Origin of the sequence: Ruegeria sp. (assembly GCF_040830605.1) — a bacterium.
Classification (GTDB): Bacteria; Pseudomonadota; Alphaproteobacteria; order Rhodobacterales; family Rhodobacteraceae; genus Ruegeria.
The window spans coordinates 247,315-268,902 of record NZ_JBFOMD010000008.1; the positions used below are offsets into that span (position 1 = coordinate 247,315).

The window sequence follows — 21,588 nt, forward strand, 5'->3', positions numbered from 1 at the left end:
TGGCGCTCCGGTCTCACCGGGGCGCCCAAGGCGTTTTGCAAACCGCTTCCGCGCCCGGCTACAACCGTGCGAACAGTGTTTCCAACCGGGCGGCTTCCTCCCCGACGCCAAAAGGCGCGTTGACGAAGAACATGCCCGAGCCCACCATCCGATGCCCTTCCCGCACCGCCGGAAACTGCACCTCGTGGCAGAGCGCCTTGGGCAGCTGCTGCTGTTTCAGCGCCTCGACCATCCCTTTTTGACGCCCATCGGTCAGGATCGGATACCACAGTGCGATCACGCCCACGTTCCACTTCCTGTGCAGCCGCGCGATGATGCCCGGCAGGCGGTCGTAGTCGGTTTTGACCTCATAGCTCGGGTCGATCAACAGCATGCCGCGCCGGGGGTTCGGCGGCAGCAGTGACTGCGCCAGTTCGAACCCGTCCTTGCGATGCGCCTTGGCCTTGTAGGGCTTCAGCGCATCGGTCAGGCCCGCATATTCCTGCGGGTGCAACTCGGCAAAGTGCAGCGTGTCCGTCTTGCGCAGCAGGTTGGCCGCAATCAGAGGCGAGCCGGGATAAGCCGTTTGCCCATGCCGCGCGCGGGTGCGCTCGATGGCGAGGCTCAGCGGGTGATCCGCCCCGAACCATGCCTCACGCTCGGCCCGCCCGATGCCTGCCGCTGCCTCGCCGGTCTTGATGACCTCGGCGGCGTCCAGATGGTACAGGCCCCGTCCCGCATGGGTCTCGACATAGCTCAGCGGCTTGTCCTTGCGGGTCAGATAGGCAAGCACCCACGCCAGCAGCGCGTGCTTTTGCACGTCCGCCAGATTTCCTGCGTGGTAAATATGTTGATATGAGAGCATGTTGCCTTTTACTGTCCTGACGTCATGGGGCGGATTAGCGCTGACATGCGTGGAATCGGGCCTTTAACCGCACGGCTTCGCGCCCTATAAGTCATCCGTCCCAGGCCCGTCGAGTCGTGGGTAATAGAAAAAACACTTGAGAAGCAGGATCACAAGGCATGGGGATCTTTGGCAATTTGGGCGGCCTGTTCACGTCGGACATGGCGATTGACCTTGGGACGGCGAACACGCTGGTCTATGTCAAGGGTCGTGGCGTGATCCTCTCTGAGCCGTCGGTGGTAGCCTACCACGTCAAGGACGGCGTCAAGAAGGTGCTGGCCGTGGGCGAGGATGCCAAGCTGATGCTGGGCCGAACCCCCGGCTCGATCGAGGCGATCCGACCGATGCGCGAAGGCGTGATTGCCGATTTCGACACCGCCGAAGAAATGATCAAGCATTTCATCCGCAAGGTGCACAAACGCTCGACCTTCTCCAAGCCCAAGATCATCGTCTGCGTGCCGCATGGTGCGACCCCGGTCGAAAAACGCGCAATCCGTCAGTCGGTTCTGTCCGCGGGCGCCCGCCGCGCCGGGCTGATCGCGGAACCCATCGCGGCCGCCATCGGTGCCGGCATGCCGATCACCGACCCGACCGGCAACATGGTCGTCGATATCGGCGGCGGCACAACCGAGGTGGCCGTTCTGTCGCTGGGCGACATTGTCTATGCCCGCTCGGTTCGCGTCGGCGGAGACCGGATGGACGAGGCGATCATCTCGTATCTGCGCCGCCAGCAGAACCTGCTGGTGGGCGAATCCACCGCCGAGCGTATCAAGACCACCATCGGCACCGCCCGCATGCCCGATGACGGGCGCGGCCAGTCGATGCATATCCGGGGCCGCGACCTTCTGAACGGGGTACCGAAGGAGATCGAGATCAGCCAGGCACAGGTCGCCGAGGCGCTGGCCGAACCGGTGCAGCAGATCTGCGAGGCAGTGATGACCGCGCTCGAAACAACTCCGCCCGATCTGGCCGCCGACATCGTGGATCGCGGCGTCATGCTGACCGGCGGCGGCGCGCTGCTGGGCGATCTGGATCTGGCGCTGCGCGAACAGACCGGGCTGGCCGTGTCGATCGCGGACGAAAGCCTGAACTGCGTGGCACTCGGCACCGGCAAGGCGCTGGAATATGAAAAGCAGCTGCGCCACGCGATTGACTACGACAGCTAAGGCGCGCACCCTCTAGCGCACGGGCCAAAGGAACGGCGCATACCGCACCGGAAGGAGCTCTGTGGCAAACGACCGATCACAGCGCGAGGACTATACCGCCCCCCTGCGCCGTCTGCTTCTGGGGGTCGTCTTGCTGTGCCTGTTGGGGATCTTTCTGGTCTGGCGGATCGACAGCCCCCGGGTCGAACGGTTCCGCGCGCAGGTGGTGGACAAGGTGGTGCCCTCGATGGACTGGGCGATGGTGCCGGTTACCGCGACGGTCAACCTGATCCGCGATTTCCAGAGTTATCAGCGCCTGAGCGACCAGAACCGCGAGCTGCGCAGCGAGCTGCGCCAGATGCGCGCCTGGAAAGAGGCCGCGCTGCAGCTTGAGCAGGAGAACGCCCGCCTGCTGGACCTCAACAACGTGCGTCTCGACCCGCGTCTGACCTACGTGACCGGTGTGGTGATGGCCGATAGCGGCTCACCCTTCCGGCAGTCGGTGCTGCTGAATGTGGGCGCACGAGACGGGATCGTGGACGGCTGGGCGACGATGGACGGCATTGGCGTTGTGGGCCGGATCTCGGGCGTGGGCCAGAACACCTCGCGGGTGATCCTGCTGACCGATGCCAGCAGCGCCATCCCGGCGACGATCCAGCCTTCGGGGCAGACCGCGCTTGTGGCAGGTGACAACACCGCCGCCCCGGCCATCGATTTTCTGGAAAACCGCGAACTGGTCCGGCCCGGTGACCGGGTGATCACCTCGGGCGATGGCGGTGTGTTTCCCGCCGGGCTGCTGATCGGACAGGTGGCACAGGACCCGGGCGGGCGGCTGCGCGTTCGGCTATCGGCGGACTATGAGCGGCTGGAGTTCCTGCGCGTGCTGCGCCACCACGGCACGGCACCGATCACCGATCCGGGCAGTCTGGTCACCCCGGACGGCCCGGTGACGATCAATCAGAGGCAAGAGGAGGCGGCGGATGGATAGCCTGTCGCTTTCGCGCGTGTGGATGATGCGGGCGCTCTATATGTGGCTGGCGCTGCTGATCCTGTTCTTCCACCTGCTGCCGCTGAATACCCTGCCCAGCCGCTGGGCCCCGCCGGATCTGCTCATCGCGCTGACTTTCGCCTGGGTCGTGCGGCGCCCGGACTATGTACCGACGCTCAGCGTGGCAGTGGTGATGCTGGTGGCCGACCTCTTGCTGCAGCGCCCGCCGGGCCTGTTGGCGGCGCTGGTCGTGGGTGCGCGCGCTTACCTGAGACCCACCTCAGCCGGGGGACGCGAGGTTGGGTTTCTGAGCGAATGGGCCACCGTGAGTTTCGTTCTGGTCGCTGTCGCCGTGCTGAACCGGTCGATCCTGGGCATCACCGCGGTCCAGCAGGCGCCGCTCTGGCTGGCCGTTATCCAGCTGGTGCTGACCATCGCGATCTACCCGCTGGTGGCGTGGCTCAGCCAGACGGTCTGCGGCGTGCGTAAACTGGCACCCTCGGACGCGGACGCATTGGGAGGACGGGCATGAAACGCCATCCCAAGGAACTCGGGCGCATTCACCGCCGCTTCAGCCGCCGGGCGCTGGTGCTGGGCGGGTTGCAGGCGGGGTTTGTCGGCACGCTGGCGATGCGGATGCGTTACATGCAGGTGGATCAGGCCGATCAGTTTCGCCTGCTGGCCGAGGAAAACCGGATCAACATCCGCCTGATCCCGCCCACCCGTGGCGAGATCTACGACCGCAATGGCCAGATCATTGGACGCAACATCCCATCGTACCGCATCGTCATCGTGCGCGAGGACGCTGGCGATGTGGACAAGGTCATCGCCAACCTGTCGCAGCTCATCCCGCTCAGCGAGGAAGAGCTGGAGCGCGCCCGCACCGAGATGCGCCGCTCGGCCCCGTTCCTGCCGGTGACGCTGGCCGATCAGGTGACGTGGGAAGACATCTCGAAGGTAGCCGTCAACGCCCCTGCCCTGCCCGGCATCACGCCCGAGGTGGGCTCGACCCGCGTTTACCCGCAATACGAGGATTTTGCCCATGTGGTTGGCTATGTCGGCCCGGTCAGCGATTATGACCTGAGCCAGATGACCGACCCCGAACCTGTACTGCACATCCCACGGTTCCAGATCGGCAAGGTGGGGCTTGAGGCCAAGCAAGAGGGTGAGTTGCGCGGCAAGGCCGGTGCCAAGCGGGTCGAGGTCAACGCCACGGGCCGCATCATGCGCGAGTTGGACCGACAGGAGGGTCAGGCTGGCGCCGATCTGCAACTGTCGATGGACGCGGACCTGCAGCAATACGTGCAGGCCCGGCTTGGCGGAGAAAGCGCAGCCGCCGTTGTCCTCGATTGCGAGACCGGTGATTTGCGGGCGATCTGCTCGTCGCCCAGCTTTGACCCAAACCTCTTCGTGCGCGGCATCTCGGTTGCCGACTACCGCGCGCTCACCGAAGACAACTATCGCCCGCTGGCCAACAAGACGGTGCAGGGCACCTATCCGCCTGGCTCGACCTTCAAGATGATCACCGCCATGGCCGCACTTGAGGCGGGCACGGTTGGACCCGGAGAAACCGTCTATTGCCCCGGCTTCCTCAAGGTGGGCAGCCGCCGCTTCCACTGCTGGAAGCGCGGCGGGCACGGGTATGTGGACCTGCTGAACTCGCTCAAGCGCAGCTGCGACGTCTACTATTACGATCAGGCGCTCAAGGTGGGGATCGACAAGATCTCGGACATGGCGCGGATGTTCGGGCTGGGGGTCAAACACGACCTGCCGATGTCCGCCGTGGCCGAAGGGCTGGCACCGAACCGGGACTGGAAATTGCGGGTACATGACGAGGAGTGGCTGGTGGGCGACACCGCCAATGCCTCGATCGGTCAGGGCTTCATGCTGGCCTCGCCGTTGCAACTGGCGGTGATGGCGGCGCGGATCGCCACCGGGCGCGAGGTCTCGCCGCGGCTGGTGAAATCGGTCAACGGGATCGAGCAACCCTCGGGCGCCGGGGAAGAGCTGCCGATCAACAAGAACAACCTGCGGCAGTTGCGCAAGGCGATGTATGCGGTCTCGAACGACCGGCGCGGCACTGCCTATCGCAGCCGGATCATCGCCGAAGGTTACCGTATGGCGGGCAAGACCGGCACCAGCCAGGTCCGCAACATCACCGCTGCCGAACGCGCGGCGGGCGTGATCCGCAACGAGGACCTGCCGTGGGAGCGCCGCGACCACGCGCTGTTCGTGTGCTTTGCCCCCTACGACAATCCGAAATACGCGGTCTCGGTGGTGGTCGAGCATGGTGGCGGCGGCTCCAAGGCTGCCGCGCCGGTCGCCCGGGACGTCATGTTGCAGGCGCTCTACGGCGGCACCCCACCGCTTGAGGCCTACCCCGCCGGCGACCGCGAGCGCATCAAGGCGCAGCAGCAGCGTCTAGAACGCGATCAGCGGCCCAAGGCACGCCCCGGAGAGAAGGACCGGGCATGAGCTATCTTGAGTACACGGTCAAATCGACGCCATCGGGATACCGCAAGCTGTTCCACATGAACTGGCCGCTGACTCTGTTGCTGATCAGCGTGGCGGGCGTCGGGTTTCTAATGCTCTATTCCGTCGCCGGAGGGTCCTTCACCCCCTGGGCCGAGCCGCAGATCGAGCGCTTTGGCATGGGGTTGGTCGCCATGTTCGTGGTGGCGATGGTGCCGATCTGGTTCTGGCGCAACATGTCGGCGCTGGCCTATCTGCTGGGGATCGCCCTGCTGATCGTCGTCGCCCAATTCGGGGAAGAGGGCAAGGGCGCGCAACGCTGGATCAACCTTGGCTTCATGCGCCTGCAACCATCTGAAGTGATGAAGATTTCCGTGGTGATGATGCTGGCGGCCTATTATGACTGGTTGCCTGAAAACCGCACCTCGCGTCCGCTGTGGGTTCTGCTGCCGGTCATTCTGATCCTGCTGCCCACGGCGCTGGTTCTGAAACAGCCCGATCTTGGAACCTCGCTGCTGATCATGATGGCGGGTGGTGGTGTGATGTTTCTGGCAGGTGTCCACTGGGCCTATTTCGCCGCCGTGATCGCCGCCGGGATGGGTCTGCTTACCGCTGTGTTCAAAAGCCGGGGCACGGATTGGCAGTTGCTGAAGGATTACCAGTACCGGCGTATCGACACGTTTCTGGACCCCTCGACCGACCCGCTGGGCGCGGGGTATCACATCACTCAGTCCAAGATCGCGCTGGGATCCGGCGGCTGGAACGGGCGCGGCTTCATGCAAGGCACCCAGTCGCGGCTGAACTTCCTACCCGAGAAGCACACTGATTTCATCTTCACCACCCTGGCCGAGGAGTTCGGCTTCGTCGGCGGCTTTTCCCTGCTGGTGCTCTATTCGCTGATCTTGATCTTTTGCCTCTTCACCGCGCTGGCCACCAAAGACCGGTTCTCATCGCTGGTGACGCTCGGCATATCGCTCAACTTCTTCCTGTTCTTTGCCGTGAACATGTCCATGGTCATGGGGCTTGCTCCGGTGGTGGGCGTGCCGCTGCCGATGGTGAGTTACGGCGGCTCGGCCATGCTGGTGCTGATGGCCGCCTTCGGCATTGTGCAGAGCGCCCATATCCACCGTCCCCGATAATCTCGCGAAAGGCCCCGCAATGCCCGTGAATGTGCTGTTCTCTGCGCGCGCCGCTCTGTGGCCGGTCTATGAACCGCTGCTCACCCGCTATCTGACCGAGGCCGGGCTGGACTTTTCGCTCGACACCGAGTTTGCGCCCGGCGAGGTCGACTACGTGGTTTACGCCCCCAATGGCGGCTTGCGCGATTTCACCCCCTATACCCGGCTCAAGGCGGTGCTCAGCCTCTGGGCCGGGGTCGAGAGCATTGCGGATAACGAAACCCTGACCGTACCGCTGGCGCGCATGGTGGATCACGGGCTGACACAAGGAATGACCGAATGGGTCGTGGGCCATGTGCTGCGCTACCACCTCGGCATGGACGCCCATATCCACGGGCTGAACGGCGAATGGCGTCAGGACGTGCCGCCACTGGCATCCGAGCGGCGGGTGACCGTGCTGGGCCTCGGCGCATTGGGCGAAGCCTCTGTGCGGGCGCTGGCGGCGCTGAATTTCAATGTTACCGGTTGGAGCCGGTCACCGAAGGGCATTGCCGGCGTGACCTGCCTGCATGGTGCGGATGGGCTGGTGCGAGCTTTGTCGAATGCCGACATAGTCGTGCTGTTGCTGCCCGACACGTCCGCCACCGAGAACACGCTCGATGCCGAAACCCTGGCTTTGCTGCCCAAGGGCGCCCGGATCATCAACCCCGGGCGCGGCCCGCTGATCAACGATGACGCGCTGCTCACCGCCCTGAACGCAGGCCAGATCGGCCATGCCACGCTTGACGTGTTCCGCACCGAGCCCCTGCCCGCCGATCATCCGTACTGGACACACCCGAACGTCACGGTGACCCCGCATATCGCCTCAGAAACCCGCCCCGTGACCGCAGCGCAGGTGATCTGCGAGAACATCCGCCGGGGCGAAGCAGGCGAGCCTTTCCTGCATCTTGTGGATCGCGATCTGGGCTATTGACGCGCCCGGCGGGACCGTCGGATTTGCGTATTTGGGGCAAGAAGAAGCGCAAAGCCCCCTCTTCCTCTTGCTCCAAATATCCCCGCCGGAGGCTTGCGCCGCAGGCGCAAACAAGTGCGTTCAGGCCGTCACCAAACCGCGCCCCTTGAGCAGCGCTTCAACCCCTGGCAGACGCCCTCGGAAGGCTAGATACAGTTCCTCTGCTTCCTTTGAACCACCGGTCGAGAGGATGTTTTCTTCCAACGCCTTGGCCCGCTCGGGATCGAATGCCCCGCCTGCCTCCTCAAAAGCGGCGAATGCGTCGGCGTCCATCACCTCGGACCACATGTAGCTGTAATAGCCCGAGCTGTAGCCGTCGCCCGCGAAGACATGCGCGAAATGCGGCGTAGCGTGGCGCATGCCGATGGCGTGGGGCATGCCGATTTCGGCCAACACCTCGGCCTGTTTCGCCATCGGATCATCCGGCGCAACGCCGTCATGGAAGGCCAGATCGACCAGAGCCGAGGCCACGTATTCCACCGTCTGGAAGCCCATGTCGAAATTGGCCGCCTTCAGCACCTTGTCCAGCATCGCCTTGGGCATCGGCGCGCCGGTCTCCGCGTGGGTCGCAAACTCGGCCAGCACCTCTGGAACCTCCAGCCAGTGCTCATAAAGCTGGCTCGGCAATTCCACGAAATCGCGCGCCACGGAGGTGCCCGAGATGCTCTCATAGGTCACGTTCGACAGCATCTGGTGCAGCGCGTGGCCGAATTCGTGAAACAGCGTGCGGGCATCGTCATAGGAAAGCAGCGCGGGGTCGCCTTTGGCGAAGTTGCACACATTGATGACGATGGGCGCCTGTACCTTGGGGTATTTCGCCTGTTGCCGCATGGCCGAGCACCACGCGCCCGACCGTTTGGAGCCGCGTGCGAAATAGTCACCGATGAAGACCGCCACATGGCTCCCTTCGCGCGTCACCTCCCACGCCCGGCAATCGGGGTGGTAGAGCGGCACGTCGAGCGGCTTGAATTCCAGCCCGAACAGGCGGTTCGCGCAGGCAAAGGAGGCTTCGATCATCCGATCCAATTGCAGGTACGGTTTCAGCGCCGCTTCATCGAGGTCATGCTCCGCCTTGCGCCGTTTCTCGGCATAGTAACGCCAATCCCAAGCCTCGAGCGGGCCGTTGACGCCATCGGCCTGCATCATCTGCGTCAGCACCTGCGCATCGGCATCCGCCTGCGTCTTTGCGGGCTCCCAGACTTGCATCAGCAGGTCGCGGACCCGGTCCGGGGTGCCTGCCATTTCGGGTTCCAGCTTGTAGTCGGCAAAATTGGCGTATCCCAGCAGCTTTGCCCGTTCCTCGCGCAGTGACAGGATTTCTGCAGCAATCGCCCGGTTGTCGGTCTCGCCGCCATTGGTCCCACGCGCGGTCCAGGCACGATAGGCCGTCTCGCGCAGGTCGCGGCGCGGGGAGAATTGCAGGAACGGGACAATCAGCGAACGGGACAGGGTGACGACGAGGCCGCCCGCATCCTTTTCCTCGCCAGCGGCGCGGGCGGTGTCGATGACGAAATCGGGCAGGCCGTCCAGGTCACCTTCGTCGAGTTTCATGAACCAGTCACGCTCATCGGCAAGCAGGTTCTGGGTGAATTCGGTGCCGAGTACCGCCAACCGCGCCTTGATCTCTTTCATCCGCGCCTCGTCCGCCCCTTCCAGCGCCGCGCCTGCGCGGACAAAGTTACGGTGGGTCAGCATCAGCACCCGTTGCTGCTCCTCCGCTAGGTCAAGACCGTCGCGCTGATCCCACACGGCAGCGATGCGCCGGAACAGGGCCTTGTTGGCGGAAATCTCAGAGTAATGCGCCGCGAGTTTCGGCGAAAACTCCCGTTGCAACTCTTCCCGTTTCGGGTTGCTGTCGGCCCCGGCCAAGGTGAAAAAGACCGACAGCACCTTGTCCAGATCCTCGCCCGCCGCCTCAAGCGCTTCGACCGTGTTGGCAAAGCTCGGCGGCTCAGCATCGCCCGCGATGGCGTCGATCTGCGCAGCATGGGCGGCCAGCGCCTGTTCCAGCGCGGGGGCGAAATCGTCGTCGTCGATCTGCGGGAAGGGGGCGATTTGGAACGGGGTCTGCCAGTCGGCGAGGATCGGGTTGGTCATGCGTATCTCCTTTGCCGCACAAGCTAGGAGCGACCGCCGGAATGGTCCAGTGGCAGGCGTCGCAATTGCGCCATCGCTGTCGGGATGCCGCTTGCAAGCCAGACGCGTCCCGCGCAGGCTCGGGCGCAACGAGGAGGCACAATATGACCCACACCAACCGCCCCGCCGGGCCGATGACCACCGCCATTCACGCGGGCGAAGCCCCGGACCCGACAACGCAGGCCTCGGCCCCGCCGCTGCATATGAGCTCCACCTTCGTCACCGATCAGGTGGCCGGATTCTCGGCGCATGATCTGGAGGACGGGGCCGAGGGATATCTCTATACCCGCTGGGACAATCCGACCGTGGCGATGCTGGAAAAAAAGATTGCTGCGATGCAGGGAACCGAGGCCTGTTTGTGCACCGCGTCGGGGATGGCGGCAGCCTCGGCCATCTTCTTCACCTTCCTTTCGGCGGGCGATCACGTGGTGGTTTCGGATGTGTCCTATGCCGGTGTGGCGGAACTGGCGCGCGATACCCTGCCCCGGATGGGGATCGAGGTGAGCGTCGTGAATATGAGCGATCTAGTTGCCGTGGCAGCGGCGATCCGGCCCAACACGCGGCTGATCCACACCGAGACGCCGGTGAACCCGATCGGGCGGCTGACCGATCTGGCGGCAGTGTCGAAACTGGCGCGCGAGGCCGGGGCGCTGCTGAGCTGCGATGCGACATTCGCCTCGCCTCTGGGCATCGATGCTTTGGGGCTGGGGGTCGACCTGACGATGCATTCGATCACCAAATATATCGGCGGGCACGGGGATGCTTTGGGCGGAGCAGTGGCGGGGCGCGCCGATCTGATCGCGCGGATGCGGGCCGAGGCGGCGATCCATCACGGCGGCGTCCTGTCGCCCTTCAACGCCTGGCTGATCGCGCGCGGCGCCTCGACCCTGCCCTTGCGCATGAGGGCACATGAGGCGGGCGCACAGGCGGTGGCCGAGTGGCTGGAAGGTGACCCGAGGGTGACGCGGGTGATCTATCCGGGGCTCGCCTCACATCCGCAGGCGGAACTGGCGGCGCGGCAGATGACGAACAGCTCGGGCATGATCTCGTTTCAGGTGGGCGATGCGGCGGCGGGTGAGCGCGTGGCGCAGCAGATGATCGACCGGCTTGGGGTGATCCACTATGCTGTGTCGCTGGGCCATCACCGCAGCCTGGTCTTCTGGATGGGGACCGAGGCTTTGATGGATACCTCGTTCCGGCTGGAGGGCGCGCAGTTGGAGGATTACCGTACTTATGCGGGCGACGGGATTTTCCGTTTGTCAGTGGGGCTTGAGGATGCCGAAGACCTAATCGCCGATCTGGACCGGGCGTTGGGGTGAGCGTCGAGCGGTTTCAGCGCCACCGGGCTGGGTTGCGCCCGACCGCGGATGGGCGCCGGATCAGGTGTGGTCAGCACTTTACGGCACCGCCACATCAAGCGCCCGAGCACAAGCCAAACGGTTCAGTAGCGCCCGCCCATAGGTGCGGTCGGGCGCTGCCCAGCGGCGCGCAAGGCGTGCCTTGATTCCGGGCATGTAAAACTGCTCAATCCCCACCACACACCGGACAGTCCGCACGCCTCGACAGGGTGATCTTCCGGCTTTCCCCATAAAGCGCGTCGTAGATCAACATCTCGCCCTTCAAAACCGCGCCCGCACCGGTGATCAGCTTCACCGCTTCCACCGCCATCATCGAGCCAACTACCCCCGGTAACGGCCCGATCACACCAGCTTCGGCGCAAGACGGTGCCAACCCCGGTGCCGGTGCTTCGGGAAAGACGCACTGATAGCAGGGGCCGGTGTCGGCTGGGTGAAAGACGCTCAGCTGCCCCTCCCACTGTGCCAGCGCGCCAGAGATCAGCGGCTTGCCCTGCGCCACGGCCACGCGGTTGGCCAGATAGCGGCTGTCAAAATTGTCGGTGCCATCGAGGATCAGATCGTAATCGGCGAACAGGTCTGCCGCAATCTCCTCGGTCAGACGCCGATGATAGGGGCGGACCACCACATTGGGGTTCTGCGCCTCCATCGCGGCCTGCGCCGAAAACACCTTGGGCATTCCGATATCCGCATCGTGGTGGATCACCTGCCGCTGCAGGTTGGCGTTCTCGACCACGTCATCGTCGATCACACCGATGGTGCCCACCCCGACTGCGGCCAGATATTGCAGCGCCGGCGCGCCAAGGCCGCCTGCGCCAATGACCAGCACTTTCGCCTGTTTCAGTTTTTTCTGCCCCGGCCCGCCCAGCTCACGCAGCACGATATGTCGGGCATAACGCTCTAGTTCGGTGTCCGAGAACGTGCCGGGTTTCTTCGCTGAAGTCGCGGCCAGCTCAGGCCGCGCACGCGATTTCAGCCACGCCAGACCGCGCCCATACATCGCCCCCAGCGCAAGGAACCCGGCCAAAATCAGCCACAGCGCCGGAGACTGACCGGTTGCCTCGCGTATCGGATGGCCATTCGGCAGCACCAGTTGCAGCGCCAGCACCACCAGAAAAATAGAGCCAACAAGCAACAACCGCGCCTGACGCGAGACACCCATCATCAGGCCAAGCCCCCAAAGGGCGCCCGCTATGACCAGAACCAGCAGCATCAGCCCTGCCCGGTCGAGCCAAAACCGCCTGCGCCGCGCGCTGTCTCACTCAACCCCTCGGCCAGTTCGAACCGTGCCTGCAAGACCGGAGCAACCACTAGCTGCGCGATCCTTTCGCCATGGGAAATCTCGAACGGCTCCTGCCCCGCATTCAGCACGATCACCCCCAACGGGCCGCGATAATCGCTGTCGATGGTGCCGGGCGTGTTGGGCAGGGTGATCCCGTATTTCAGCGCAAGGCCGGAACGGGGCCGCACCTGCACCTCGAACCCCTCGGGGATCTCGATCCGCAACCCGGTGGGGATCAGCGCGCGCGCGCCGGGTTCCAGCACCACCGAGCCGCGATCCGGGAAGTTCGCCCGTACATCGGCGCCTGCCGCGCCCGCCGATTCATACGACGGCAACGCCACACCGGGATCGGCCCCCTCATCACGGATCACACGGATTGCCACCATCTGCACGCCCCCGCTTCTTCTTGCTCAAAATACGCAAATCACGCCGTCAACGCCGCCGCGATCCTCTGGGCCAGACGCGCGGCAACCGCATCCTTGCCCATGCGCGGCCATTCCTCGGCACCATCATCCGAGATCAGGATCACCGCATTCTCGGACCCGCCCATGATGCCCGTCGCCGGGCTGACATCGTTGGCCACGATCCAGTCGCAGCCCTTGCGCGCCCTCTTGGCGGTGGCATGCGCGATCACATCATTGGTCTCGGCAGCAAAGCCCACCACCAGGCCAGGCCGCCCCTCATCCATCTGCGCGACACGCTTGAGGATGTCCGGGTTCTCAGCAAATTCCAGCACCGGCAGCCCATCCCCGCTTTTCTTCAGCTTGCGGTCCGAGGCGCTGGCCACGCGCCAATCCGCCACCGCCGCTGCAAAGATGCCAGCATCCACGGGCAACGCGGCATCGACCGCTTCGGACATCTCACGCGCGCTTTCCACCCGCACCACCTGCACACCATCGGGTGGCGGTACCTCGGCAGGGCCGGTGACGAATACCACCTCGGCCCCAAGTGCTGCCAGCGCCCGCGCCACCGCGCTGCCCTGCGCGCCCGATGAGCGGTTGGCGATGTAGCGCACAGGGTCGATGGGCTCATGCGTCGGGCCCGAGGTCACCAGAATACGCTTGCCTCTCAACGGGCCGTCGCCCAGCGCGGTTTCGATGGCCGCGACGATCTCGAGCGGTTCGGACATGCGCCCCGGGCCGTATTCGCCACAGGCCATGTCGCCCTCGTTGGGGCCGACGAACCGCACCCCGTCGGCAGCCAGTTGCGCCCGGTTGCGCTGCGTCGCCGGATGCTCCCACATGCGCACATTCATGGCAGGCGCGATTAGAACCGGTGTGTCGGTCGCCATCAGCAGGGTCGAGGCCAGATCACCCGCCAGCCCCGCTACCATCTTGCCCATCAGGTCCGCCGTGGCGGGCGCCACCACCACCAGATCAGCAGACCGCGAGAGCTGGATATGGCCCATCTCGGCCTCGTCCGTCAGATCGAAAAGATCGCGATAGGCCTTTTCGCCGGCCAGCGCCGCCACCGACAGCGGCGTCACGAATTCCTCGGCGGCCCGGGTCAGCACAGGTGTCACCGAAGCGCCCCGCTCGCGCAGGCGTCGGATCAGGTCCAGCGACTTGTAAGCCGCGATCCCGCCACCGATGATCAGCAAGATACGTTTCGACGCCAGCATGCCCGCCCTTTCCCGTTCCGGATCGCCCCGACATTAGGCAAGCGGCGCCGGTTGCGCCAGCGCATAATCCCCAGCAATCAGTCCTGCGGTGCAAAGGCCGCGCAGGGGTCTTCACGCTCGGCAGCAGGGCTGTCGATCACCGCGTCATAGCCACCATCGACACGACCATCCTCGGACTGACCCAGAACGAAAACCCTCAGGCCGGGCTCCAGCCGCGCCAGATAGACCGGGACACCACGGTCCTTGCGGGCATGACCGTTGCCGGTGATCACGGCGACAGGGCCGCCGGTTTCCCGCATTGCCCGCAGCACCGCCCGCGCAAGCACCGCATCGCGCAGACGCTGGATTGCCACCATCTGAGGCAGCATCTCTTCGGGCAGTGCATTGCAATGGGCGATCTGCTGATCCGCCTCGCGCGCGGCCTGCTCCTCGGGCGCCAGAGGGACCGTAAGCCCGTAGCGCGCCGCATCCGCGCCAAGCGCCGTGGCGGCGCCGGTCTCCATCGCTGCGCGTGCCGCAGCGCGGGGCACCAATGCGCCATAAAGCGGCGCATCGGGAGTTGCCCGGAAGATCGGCAGATACATAGCAAGCGGCGGCCAGCCCAACTCGGCCCAGCGCACAGCAGCCGCCAGCTTGTCGGGCTCGGAGATCAGGGTGGCATTCACCCGTCCCGCACCTTCCTCTGTTAGCATCTCCCAGACGATGGCCTTGGGTTGCATCTCGGCCACCATCGCGGCCTGAACCTGGTGATGGTGCGGGTTGTCATGCACTTCGCCCAGGATCACCACATCCGCCGCCAGCACCTGCTCGGCCACTTCTGCCGGTACATCCTCAGCCGCAAAGGCCGCCCGAAGCGGGGCGGCCCAAAACGCCATCACGGCGCATACCAGAATCGTCAGGTTTCTCATACGAGGAACTGTTGCACCTCGCGCGATTGCGCTTCAAGGTTCTTGCGCATCTTGGCAAACGCGGCGGCCTCGAGCTGACGCACCCGTTCCTTGGAGAGGCCAAGCTCCTGACCCAGACTTTCCAGTGTACGCGGCTTGTCACGCAGTTTCCTTTCGCGCACGATGAACCGCTCGCGGTCGTTGAGGGCCCGCATCGCGATCAACAGCCATTCCCGCAACTGTGCCCTGTCGTGCCGTTTCTCAACCTTTTCGGCGGCCTGCACGCTCTCATCCTCGAGCGCGTCAATCCATTCACGCCCATCCTCATCCGCCGCCTGCACGGCGTTCAGCGAGAAATCCGAGCCCGAAAGCCGCCCTTCCATCATCTCGACATCGCGCAGGGGCACACCGATCTCAGAGGCAATCATCTGGTGCAACTGATGTCGGTCCAACTCCAACCCATCGGCAGCGGCCTCACGCTCCAGCCGAGCCTGCACCCGGCGCATGTTGAAAAACAGCGACTTCTGCGATGACGTGGAGCCAGTGCGCACCATCGACCAGTTGCGCATCACATAGTCCTGGATACTGGCTTTGATCCACCAGACCGCATAGGTCGAGAAGCGCACCCCGCGATCCGGGTCGAACTTGTCCGCAGCCTTCATCAGGCCCAAACCGGCCTCTTGAATCAGATCGTTCATCGGCGCGCCGTAGCGCTTGAACTTTGCCGCCATGGAAATCGCCAGTCGCATATAGGCGGTAATGAGACGATGCAACGCCTGTTCATCCCGCTCATCGCGCCAGGCATAAGCCAGACGCAACTCGGTCTCGGCATCCAACAGTTCCGCCTTCATCGCCTGTCGCGACATGGACAGGTCTCGTGGATGGTCCAGTGCCATAAAGTGCTCCCCAAAAGCCAGGCATTTGCCGGCCTTGTCATGCGCAATTACTGCCGATACGCAGAACAATAACCGGGTGGATCACCAGAAAGGTAATAAAAGTGCATCCCAATTTAACCTTAATTCTTGGCGGCGCAGCATCCGGAAAATCCGCATTTGCCGAACAACTGGTTGTATCCACTGGAAAATCCCGAGTTTATGTCGCCACATCACAAGTGTTTGATGACGAGATGCGCCAAAAGATTGAGCAACATATTGCACAAAGAGGCGCCGATTGGACGACGATCGAGGCGCCTCTGGATCTGGGCCCGGCCCTTTCGGGACTGGAGTCGGATCACATCTGCCTGATCGACTGCGTCACCATGTGGCTCAGCAATCATCTGCTCGCCGACAGCGATCTGGACACGGCGCGCGCCGGGTTGCAGCGCGCCCTGCGCACCTGCGCGGCGCAGTTGGTGGTGGTCTCGAACGAGGTTGGCCACGGTATCGTCCCCGAAAACGCACTGGCGCGGCGGTTTCGCGAGGCGCAGGGGCGGCTGAACATTGCCCTGGCGGCTGAGGCCGATCTGGTGGTGCAGGTCACCGCCGGCCTGCCACTGGTGCTGAAAGGGGAACTACCGTGACCCGCCTGCATCTGGTCCGCCATGGCCCGACCCACGCAAAATCCATGGTGGGCTGGTCCGACCTGCCCGCCGACCTGAGCGATCATGCCGCGATTGCGCGCCTGTCCGCGCATCTGCCCGACACGGCGCTGGTGATCTCGTCCGATCTGTGCCGCGCCGCTGACACTGCGACAGCCGTTCAGGGCACCCGCACCCGCCTGCCGCACCGACCCGACCTGCGCGAGATCAATTTCGGCACATGGGAACTGCGACGCTATGCCGAGATCGAGGCCGAAGACCCCGTACTGGCCCGCGCCTACTGGGACTATCCGGGTGAGGTCCGCCCCCCAAACGGTGAAAGCTGGAACGAGGTCTGTGCCCGCGTCGATGCCGCCATCGACGCGTTGATCCGCGACCACGCCGGACATGACGTGATCGTCGTCGCCCATTTCGGCGTCATCCTGTCTCAGGTCCAGCGCGCCCTGCGCCTGACGGCAGAAGAGGCATTCTCGCACCGCATCGACAACCTCTCGGTGACCGAGATCACCCGGCTCGGGGACAGTTGGACCGTGGGCCGGATCAATCACTGCCCGTGATCGGCACCCGCACAAAAGACCGTTTTACCAAGGCGCGCATTCCCGCCTAGCCTCTGTGCATGACCTATGACCTCTATATCGGTGACCGCCTGTTTTCGAGTTGGTCGCTGCGCGGCTGGCTGATGCTCGAGAAATTCGGCATCCCCTACCGCACCCACATGATCGGCCTCTATTCCGGCACCATGGCGCAGGATATGGCGGCACTCGCGCCCGCCCGGCTGGTACCCACGCTGCGGCTGCCCGACGGTACAGTCGTGGGCGAAAGCCTCGCCATGGCCGAAACGCTGGCCGAGCGCCATCCGAAGGCCGGGCTCTGGCCCGCTGCCCCCGCGGCTCGCGCCACCGCCCGCTGGCTGTGTGCCGAGATGGTCGCCGGATTCACCGCCCTGCGCAGCGAATGCCCGATGCAACTTGCGCGCCGCTACCGGGGTTTCAGCCCGGCACCCGATACCCGCATCGATCTCGCCCGCATCGAAACCCTCTGGGCCCATGCACGACGCCTGTCAGGCGCATCTTCTGGCCCGCTCTTCGGCGCGCATTCTCTGGCGGACGTTTTCTACACGCCTGTTGCCGCACGGATTGTCGGATACGGACTGCCGGTCTCGGATGAAAACCGCGCCTATTGCGAGATGCTTCTGGGCGACCCCGCTGTCGAGGCATGGCGTCAGGAGGCCCAGAAGGTCACCTATGACCCGTTCCCCTACGAGTTGAACCTACCCTTCGCCCCTTGGCCCAGCCCGGTTGCTTCTTCTTGCTGAAAATACGCGAATCCCAACGCCGCCGCCCGCGCGGCGTTAACCCTTCCTAAACCACGGCCACGCTAGCAATCCCCTGTTAACCAAAAAACAGGACAGCCATGGTCGCCCGCGCCTATACCGTCGCATTCCAAGGGGTCGAGGCCCGCCCGGTCGAGGTGCAATGCGCCGTCACCCCCGGCCTGCCTGCCTTTTCCATCGTGGGCCTGCCTGACAAGGCTGTGTCCGAAGCCCGAGACCGGGTGCGGAGCGCGCTCAGCGCCATGGCGATCGCCCTGCCCTCCAAGCGGATCACCATCAATCTCTCACCCGCCGACTTGCCGAAGGAGGGTAGTCATTTTGACCTGCCCATCGCGCTGGCCCTGCTTGCCGCGCTCGAAATTGTGCCCGCCGAGGCCGCCGAAAAAACGCTGGCTCTGGGCGAGCTTTCCCTCGACGGCTCGCTGATCCCGGTGATCGGCGCCCTGCCGTCGGCCATGACTGCCGCTGCCGAAGACCGGGTTCTGCTCTGTCCCAAAGCCTCCAGCGCCGAGGCCGCGTGGGTCGAGGCCACGACCGTGATCGGCGCCGACACGCTCGGCGCAGTCGTCCGCCACTATTCCGGCCAAGCTCCGCTGGCGGCAGCACAAGCGGGCGAAATTCAAACCGACCCTTTCGAAAAGGACCTGCGGGACGTGAAGGGACAGGAACGCGCCAAGCGCGCACTCGAGATTGCTGCCGCCGGCCGCCACCACCTGATCATGATCGGCACGCCGGGCTCGGGCAAGTCCATGCTCGCCGCCCGCATCCCCGGCATCTTGCCCCCGCTCACCGCCGCCGAGGCGCTCGATACTTCGATGATCCACTCTCTGTGCGGGCTGCTGGACGAAGGCGGCATCAGCCGGACCCGCCCGTTTCGGGACCCGCATCACACAGCGTCCATGGCCTCAATTGTCGGGGGTGGAAAGGGGGCCAAACCGGGCGAAATTTCACTGGCCCACAATGGCGTCCTTTTCATGGACGAATTCCCGGAATTCCCCCGCACGGTTCTGGAAACCTTGCGCCAGCCCATCGAAACCGGCGAAATCATGGTGTCGCGCGCGAATGCCCACGTTAATTACCCCTGCCGCTTCATGCTCGTTGCCGCCGCCAACCCTTGCAAATGCGGCTACTTGACCAATCCGGCCCGAGCCTGCTCCCGCGCGCCCAATTGCGGCGAGGACTATCTGAGCCGCATCTCTGGCCCTCTGATGGACCGGTTCGACCTCCGGCTGGAAGTGCCGCCGGTCGAATTCACGGATCTGGATTTACCGTCATCCGGGGACAGCTCAGAAACCGTGGCGGCCCGGGTTGGGGCTGCTCGAAATGTTCAGATGGAACGGTTTCACCGGCATCCGGGCATCTCCCAGAATGCCGATGCCGAAGGCAAACTACTCGAGGAAATCGCGTCGCCCGACGCGGAAGGCAAAGAGTTGCTGCTCAAAGCCGCCGACCGGTTCGGCCTGTCGGCCCGCGCTTATCACCGTATCCTGCGGGTGGCCCGCACTATCGCCGACCTTGAAGGCTCAGCCGATGTCCGTCGACCGCATGTGGCAGAAGCGCTAAGTTTTCGCATTAGCGCCCGGGTCATGGCTTAGAGCTTGGCCTCGATGGCCTGCCAGATCTTCTCGGCGACATTGACTCCGTTGAAGCGTTCCAACTCCTGAATTCCGGTGGGCGAGGTCACGTTGATCTCGGTCAGGTAGTCACCGATCACGTCGATGCCGACAAAAACCTGGCCCTTTTCCTTGAGCAACGGCCCGATTGCGGCACAGATCTCCAGATCGCGTGCGCTCAGCCCAATCTTTTCCGGCCGCCCACCCACATGCATGTTCGAGCGGGTCTCACCCTCTGCCGGTATCCGGTTGATCGCCCCCACCGGCTCACCATCCACCAGAATGATCCGCTTGTCGCCATTGCGCACGTCGGGCAGGAATTTCTGCACAATCAGCGGCTCACGCGAAAACCCGGTGAACAGCTCATGCAGCGAGGTCAGGTTGCGGTCGTTGGCATCCAGCCGGAACACCCCCGCACCGCCATTGCCGTAGAGCGGTTTCAGAATGACGTCGCCATGCTTGGCCTTGAACGCCTTGATGGTCACGAGATCGCGGGCAACCGTGGTGGGCGGGGTCAGGTCCGGGAAATCCAGAACCAGCAGTTTTTCGGGGTAGTTCCGCACCCAGAAGGGGTCGTTCACCACCAGCGCCTGCCCCTGCAACCGGTCCAGCAGATGGGTCGAGGTGATGTAATGCATGTCAAAGGGCGGGTCCTGCCGCAGCCAGACCACATCGAAATCCGCCAGATCCACCTCACGCTCCGGTCCCAGCACTGCCGGATCGCCTACCACACGCTGCACGCTCATGTCCCGCCCGCGTGCCGTGATCCGCCCCTCCTGATATGCCAAGTGATCGGGTCCGTAAAAGAACAGCTCATGCCCGCGCGCCTGCGCCTCCTCCGCAAGACGAAACGAGCTGTCGGCATTGATGTCCACGGCCCCGATCGGGTCCATCTGAAAGGCGATCTTCATGGTGCATCCCTCTGTCGATTGCCCGATACATGGCGCAGTCAGACCGAGGGTTCAATGGCGATCAGCCGTGGCCAAAGGCATTCTCGACAATTTGAAACGCGCCCGAGGCGTCTACCAAAGCCACATCGAACCGCGCATTGGTTAGCGATCCGTCAGGTTCTTCGGAAAGAAATTGTTCGGCTGATGCGTAGATGCGGTTCATCTGCTGGGTACTCAGGCGCTCCGCCGCCCTTGCGAAATTCCGGCTTTTCTTGACCTCGACAAACACCACACCCTGCGCATCGCGGGTGATCAGGTCGATTTCGCCACTCGCGCCACGCCAGCGGCGGCGTGCAATTGTAAAACCGCGCCGCTCATAGTCCTGCGCGATACGGTGTTCCGCCGCCGCACCGGAATGGTAAGCCACCGAACCTTTGGTGGATCGCGTGTTCATGTCAGCCCTTTCCCAGTTTCAAGGCCCGCTGATAGATCGGACGGCGGGGCATCCCGTACATTTTCGACACCAGATCCGCTGCATCCCGGACCGAATGGGTTTTCAGCGCCGCCTCCAGAGCTTCTTCTATGTCAGAATCACTAACGCCTTGTGAACGGGCGCGATCCACCAGAACAACGATCTCTCCTTTCACGGTTGCGCCCCGCATCTCTTCGGCCAGTTCCTGCAGCGATCCGCGTCGGATTTCCTCGAATTTCTTGGTCAGTTCCCGGCAGAGCGCGGCCTGCCGCTCACCGCCCAACGTGGCGGCCAAGTCGGTCAAGCAGGCAGAAATCCGCTTGGGGGATTCGTAGAACACCAACGTGCCCGGCACATCGGTGAGCGCCTCGAGCCGGGAGCGGCGGGCGTTGGTGGCGTTAGGCAGGAAACCCGCGAAAAAGAACGCGTCCGTGGGCAGCCCGGCCAGCGTCAGGGCTGTCAAGACGGCGGACGGTCCCGGGGCGCAGGTCACCACAAATCCCGCTTCCGAGGCCTGTCGGCCAAGATCGTATCCGGGGTCCGCGATCAGTGGCATCCCGGCTTCGGAGGCATAAGCGACCGACCGGCCTTGCGAAAGTGCGTCCAGAATCCGCGTGCGCGCGCCAGCGCCGCTGTGGTCGTGATAGGCGAGCATTCGCCGCCCATCGAGGGGAACGCCGTGGATATCCATCAGACGCCGCAGGCTGCGGGTGTCCTCGGCTGCGATCACATCCGCCGAGGCAAGGATATCCAGCGCCCGCAACGTGATGTCGCGCGCCGTGCCGATCGGTGTCGCCACAAAGTAGAGCCCCCCGGGCAGTGAGACCTTATGGAAATTCAATAC

Annotated in this window: 21 protein-coding genes; 11 read left to right on the forward strand and 10 right to left on the reverse strand. The window is 64.2% G+C overall.

All coding sequences use genetic code 11. The features are described 5' to 3' along the window. Positions 1 to 58: 58 nt before the first annotated feature. Positions 59 to 844 carry a 23S rRNA (adenine(2030)-N(6))-methyltransferase RlmJ gene (gene rlmJ / locus AB3N21_RS12645; RefSeq protein ID WP_367935557.1) on the reverse strand — a complete coding sequence of 262 codons (786 nt, stop codon included), beginning with the start codon at positions 842 to 844 and terminating at the stop codon, positions 59 to 61. Between the two features lie 158 nt (positions 845 to 1,002). On the opposite strand from rlmJ, the gene AB3N21_RS12650 reads away from it, so the two are divergent. The 6 genes from AB3N21_RS12650 to AB3N21_RS12675 all read left to right on the forward strand — a co-directional run bounded on the left by AB3N21_RS12650 (position 1,003) and on the right by AB3N21_RS12675 (position 7,579). Next, on the forward strand, positions 1,003 to 2,049 hold the full coding sequence (locus AB3N21_RS12650) for a rod shape-determining protein (RefSeq protein ID WP_171175921.1): 1,047 nt from the start codon (positions 1,003 to 1,005) through the stop codon (positions 2,047 to 2,049). A gap of 61 nt (positions 2,050 to 2,110) precedes the next feature. Beyond that, positions 2,111 to 3,016, forward strand: a complete 906-nt coding sequence (gene mreC / locus AB3N21_RS12655) for a rod shape-determining protein MreC (protein ID WP_367935558.1) — start codon at positions 2,111 to 2,113, stop codon at positions 3,014 to 3,016. After that, entirely contained in the window at positions 3,009 to 3,548 is a 540-nt protein-coding gene (locus tag AB3N21_RS12660; protein WP_367935559.1) for a rod shape-determining protein MreD, read from the forward strand. The genes mreC and AB3N21_RS12660 overlap by 8 nt, the downstream gene beginning before the upstream one ends. After that, positions 3,545 to 5,491 (forward strand): penicillin-binding protein 2, encoded by a 1,947-nt coding sequence (gene mrdA, locus AB3N21_RS12665; RefSeq protein WP_367935560.1) that lies wholly within the window; start codon positions 3,545 to 3,547, stop codon positions 5,489 to 5,491. The genes AB3N21_RS12660 and mrdA overlap by 4 nt, the downstream gene beginning before the upstream one ends. Then, positions 5,488 to 6,627 carry a rod shape-determining protein RodA gene (gene rodA, locus AB3N21_RS12670; protein WP_367935561.1) on the forward strand — a complete coding sequence of 380 codons (1,140 nt, stop codon included), beginning with the start codon at positions 5,488 to 5,490 and terminating at the stop codon, positions 6,625 to 6,627. Before mrdA ends, rodA begins: the two co-directional genes overlap by 4 nt. 19 nt (positions 6,628 to 6,646) lie before the next feature. After that, positions 6,647 to 7,579, forward strand: coding sequence for a 2-hydroxyacid dehydrogenase (locus AB3N21_RS12675; RefSeq protein WP_367935562.1), 933 nt, complete (start codon positions 6,647 to 6,649; stop codon positions 7,577 to 7,579). A gap of 120 nt (positions 7,580 to 7,699) precedes the next feature. On the opposite strand, the gene AB3N21_RS12680 is transcribed toward AB3N21_RS12675, so the two are convergent. Next, a complete protein-coding gene (locus AB3N21_RS12680; RefSeq protein WP_367935563.1) occupies positions 7,700 to 9,715 on the reverse strand; it encodes a M3 family metallopeptidase in 2,016 nt (671 codons plus the stop codon). A 143-nt stretch (positions 9,716 to 9,858) separates the two neighbouring features. On the opposite strand from AB3N21_RS12680, the gene AB3N21_RS12685 reads away from it, so the two are divergent. Then, positions 9,859 to 11,073, forward strand: a complete 1,215-nt coding sequence (locus tag AB3N21_RS12685; protein ID WP_367935564.1) for a PLP-dependent aspartate aminotransferase family protein — start codon at positions 9,859 to 9,861, stop codon at positions 11,071 to 11,073. A 205-nt stretch (positions 11,074 to 11,278) separates the two neighbouring features. On the opposite strand, the gene AB3N21_RS12690 is transcribed toward AB3N21_RS12685, so the two are convergent. The 5 genes from AB3N21_RS12690 to AB3N21_RS12710 all read right to left on the reverse strand — a co-directional run bounded on the left by AB3N21_RS12690 (position 11,279) and on the right by AB3N21_RS12710 (position 15,795). Next, the gene (locus tag AB3N21_RS12690) at positions 11,279 to 12,322 is read right to left on the reverse strand and encodes a ThiF family adenylyltransferase (protein ID WP_367935565.1); all 1,044 of its coding nucleotides are present in this window, start codon (positions 12,320 to 12,322) and stop codon (positions 11,279 to 11,281) included. After that, positions 12,322 to 12,777, reverse strand: a complete 456-nt coding sequence (dut, locus tag AB3N21_RS12695) for a dUTP diphosphatase (RefSeq protein ID WP_367935566.1) — start codon at positions 12,775 to 12,777, stop codon at positions 12,322 to 12,324. Before dut ends, AB3N21_RS12690 begins: the two co-directional genes overlap by 1 nt. 38 nt (positions 12,778 to 12,815) lie before the next feature. Then, positions 12,816 to 14,012 (reverse strand): bifunctional phosphopantothenoylcysteine decarboxylase/phosphopantothenate--cysteine ligase CoaBC, encoded by a 1,197-nt coding sequence (gene coaBC / locus AB3N21_RS12700; protein ID WP_367935567.1) that lies wholly within the window; start codon positions 14,010 to 14,012, stop codon positions 12,816 to 12,818. A 77-nt stretch (positions 14,013 to 14,089) separates the two neighbouring features. After that, positions 14,090 to 14,920: a ChaN family lipoprotein gene (locus AB3N21_RS12705; protein WP_367935568.1), complete on the reverse strand. Its 831-nt coding sequence runs from the start codon at positions 14,918 to 14,920 to the stop codon at positions 14,090 to 14,092. Next, complete coding sequence (locus AB3N21_RS12710) at positions 14,917 to 15,795, reverse strand: RNA polymerase factor sigma-32 (protein WP_367935569.1); 879 nt, start codon at positions 15,793 to 15,795, stop codon at positions 14,917 to 14,919. Before AB3N21_RS12710 ends, AB3N21_RS12705 begins: the two co-directional genes overlap by 4 nt. A gap of 101 nt (positions 15,796 to 15,896) precedes the next feature. Between AB3N21_RS12710 and cobU the strand changes: the two genes are divergently transcribed. From cobU to AB3N21_RS12730, 4 genes are all read left to right on the forward strand, one after another. Then, a complete protein-coding gene (gene cobU / locus AB3N21_RS12715; protein ID WP_171175898.1) occupies positions 15,897 to 16,418 on the forward strand; it encodes a bifunctional adenosylcobinamide kinase/adenosylcobinamide-phosphate guanylyltransferase in 522 nt (173 codons plus the stop codon). Continuing rightward, positions 16,415 to 16,993, forward strand: a complete 579-nt coding sequence (locus tag AB3N21_RS12720) for a histidine phosphatase family protein (protein ID WP_367935570.1) — start codon at positions 16,415 to 16,417, stop codon at positions 16,991 to 16,993. Before cobU ends, AB3N21_RS12720 begins: the two co-directional genes overlap by 4 nt. Positions 16,994 to 17,052: 59 nt before the next feature. Continuing rightward, complete coding sequence (locus tag AB3N21_RS12725) at positions 17,053 to 17,751, forward strand: glutathione S-transferase (protein WP_367935571.1); 699 nt, start codon at positions 17,053 to 17,055, stop codon at positions 17,749 to 17,751. Positions 17,752 to 17,849: 98 nt separating this feature from the next. Next, the gene (locus AB3N21_RS12730; protein WP_367935572.1) at positions 17,850 to 19,364 is read left to right on the forward strand and encodes a YifB family Mg chelatase-like AAA ATPase; all 1,515 of its coding nucleotides are present in this window, start codon (positions 17,850 to 17,852) and stop codon (positions 19,362 to 19,364) included. On the opposite strand, the gene gshB is transcribed toward AB3N21_RS12730, so the two are convergent. From gshB to rsmI, 3 genes are all read right to left on the reverse strand, one after another. Continuing rightward, complete coding sequence (gene gshB / locus AB3N21_RS12735) at positions 19,361 to 20,293, reverse strand: glutathione synthase (RefSeq protein WP_367935573.1); 933 nt, start codon at positions 20,291 to 20,293, stop codon at positions 19,361 to 19,363. The genes AB3N21_RS12730 and gshB overlap by 4 nt on opposite strands. 61 nt (positions 20,294 to 20,354) lie before the next feature. Next, positions 20,355 to 20,726 carry a YraN family protein gene (locus AB3N21_RS12740; RefSeq protein ID WP_367935574.1) on the reverse strand — a complete coding sequence of 124 codons (372 nt, stop codon included), beginning with the start codon at positions 20,724 to 20,726 and terminating at the stop codon, positions 20,355 to 20,357. Between the two features lies 1 nt (position 20,727). After that, complete coding sequence (gene rsmI, locus AB3N21_RS12745) at positions 20,728 to 21,585, reverse strand: 16S rRNA (cytidine(1402)-2'-O)-methyltransferase (protein WP_367935575.1); 858 nt, start codon at positions 21,583 to 21,585, stop codon at positions 20,728 to 20,730. Between the last annotated feature and the right edge of the window lie 3 nt (positions 21,586 to 21,588).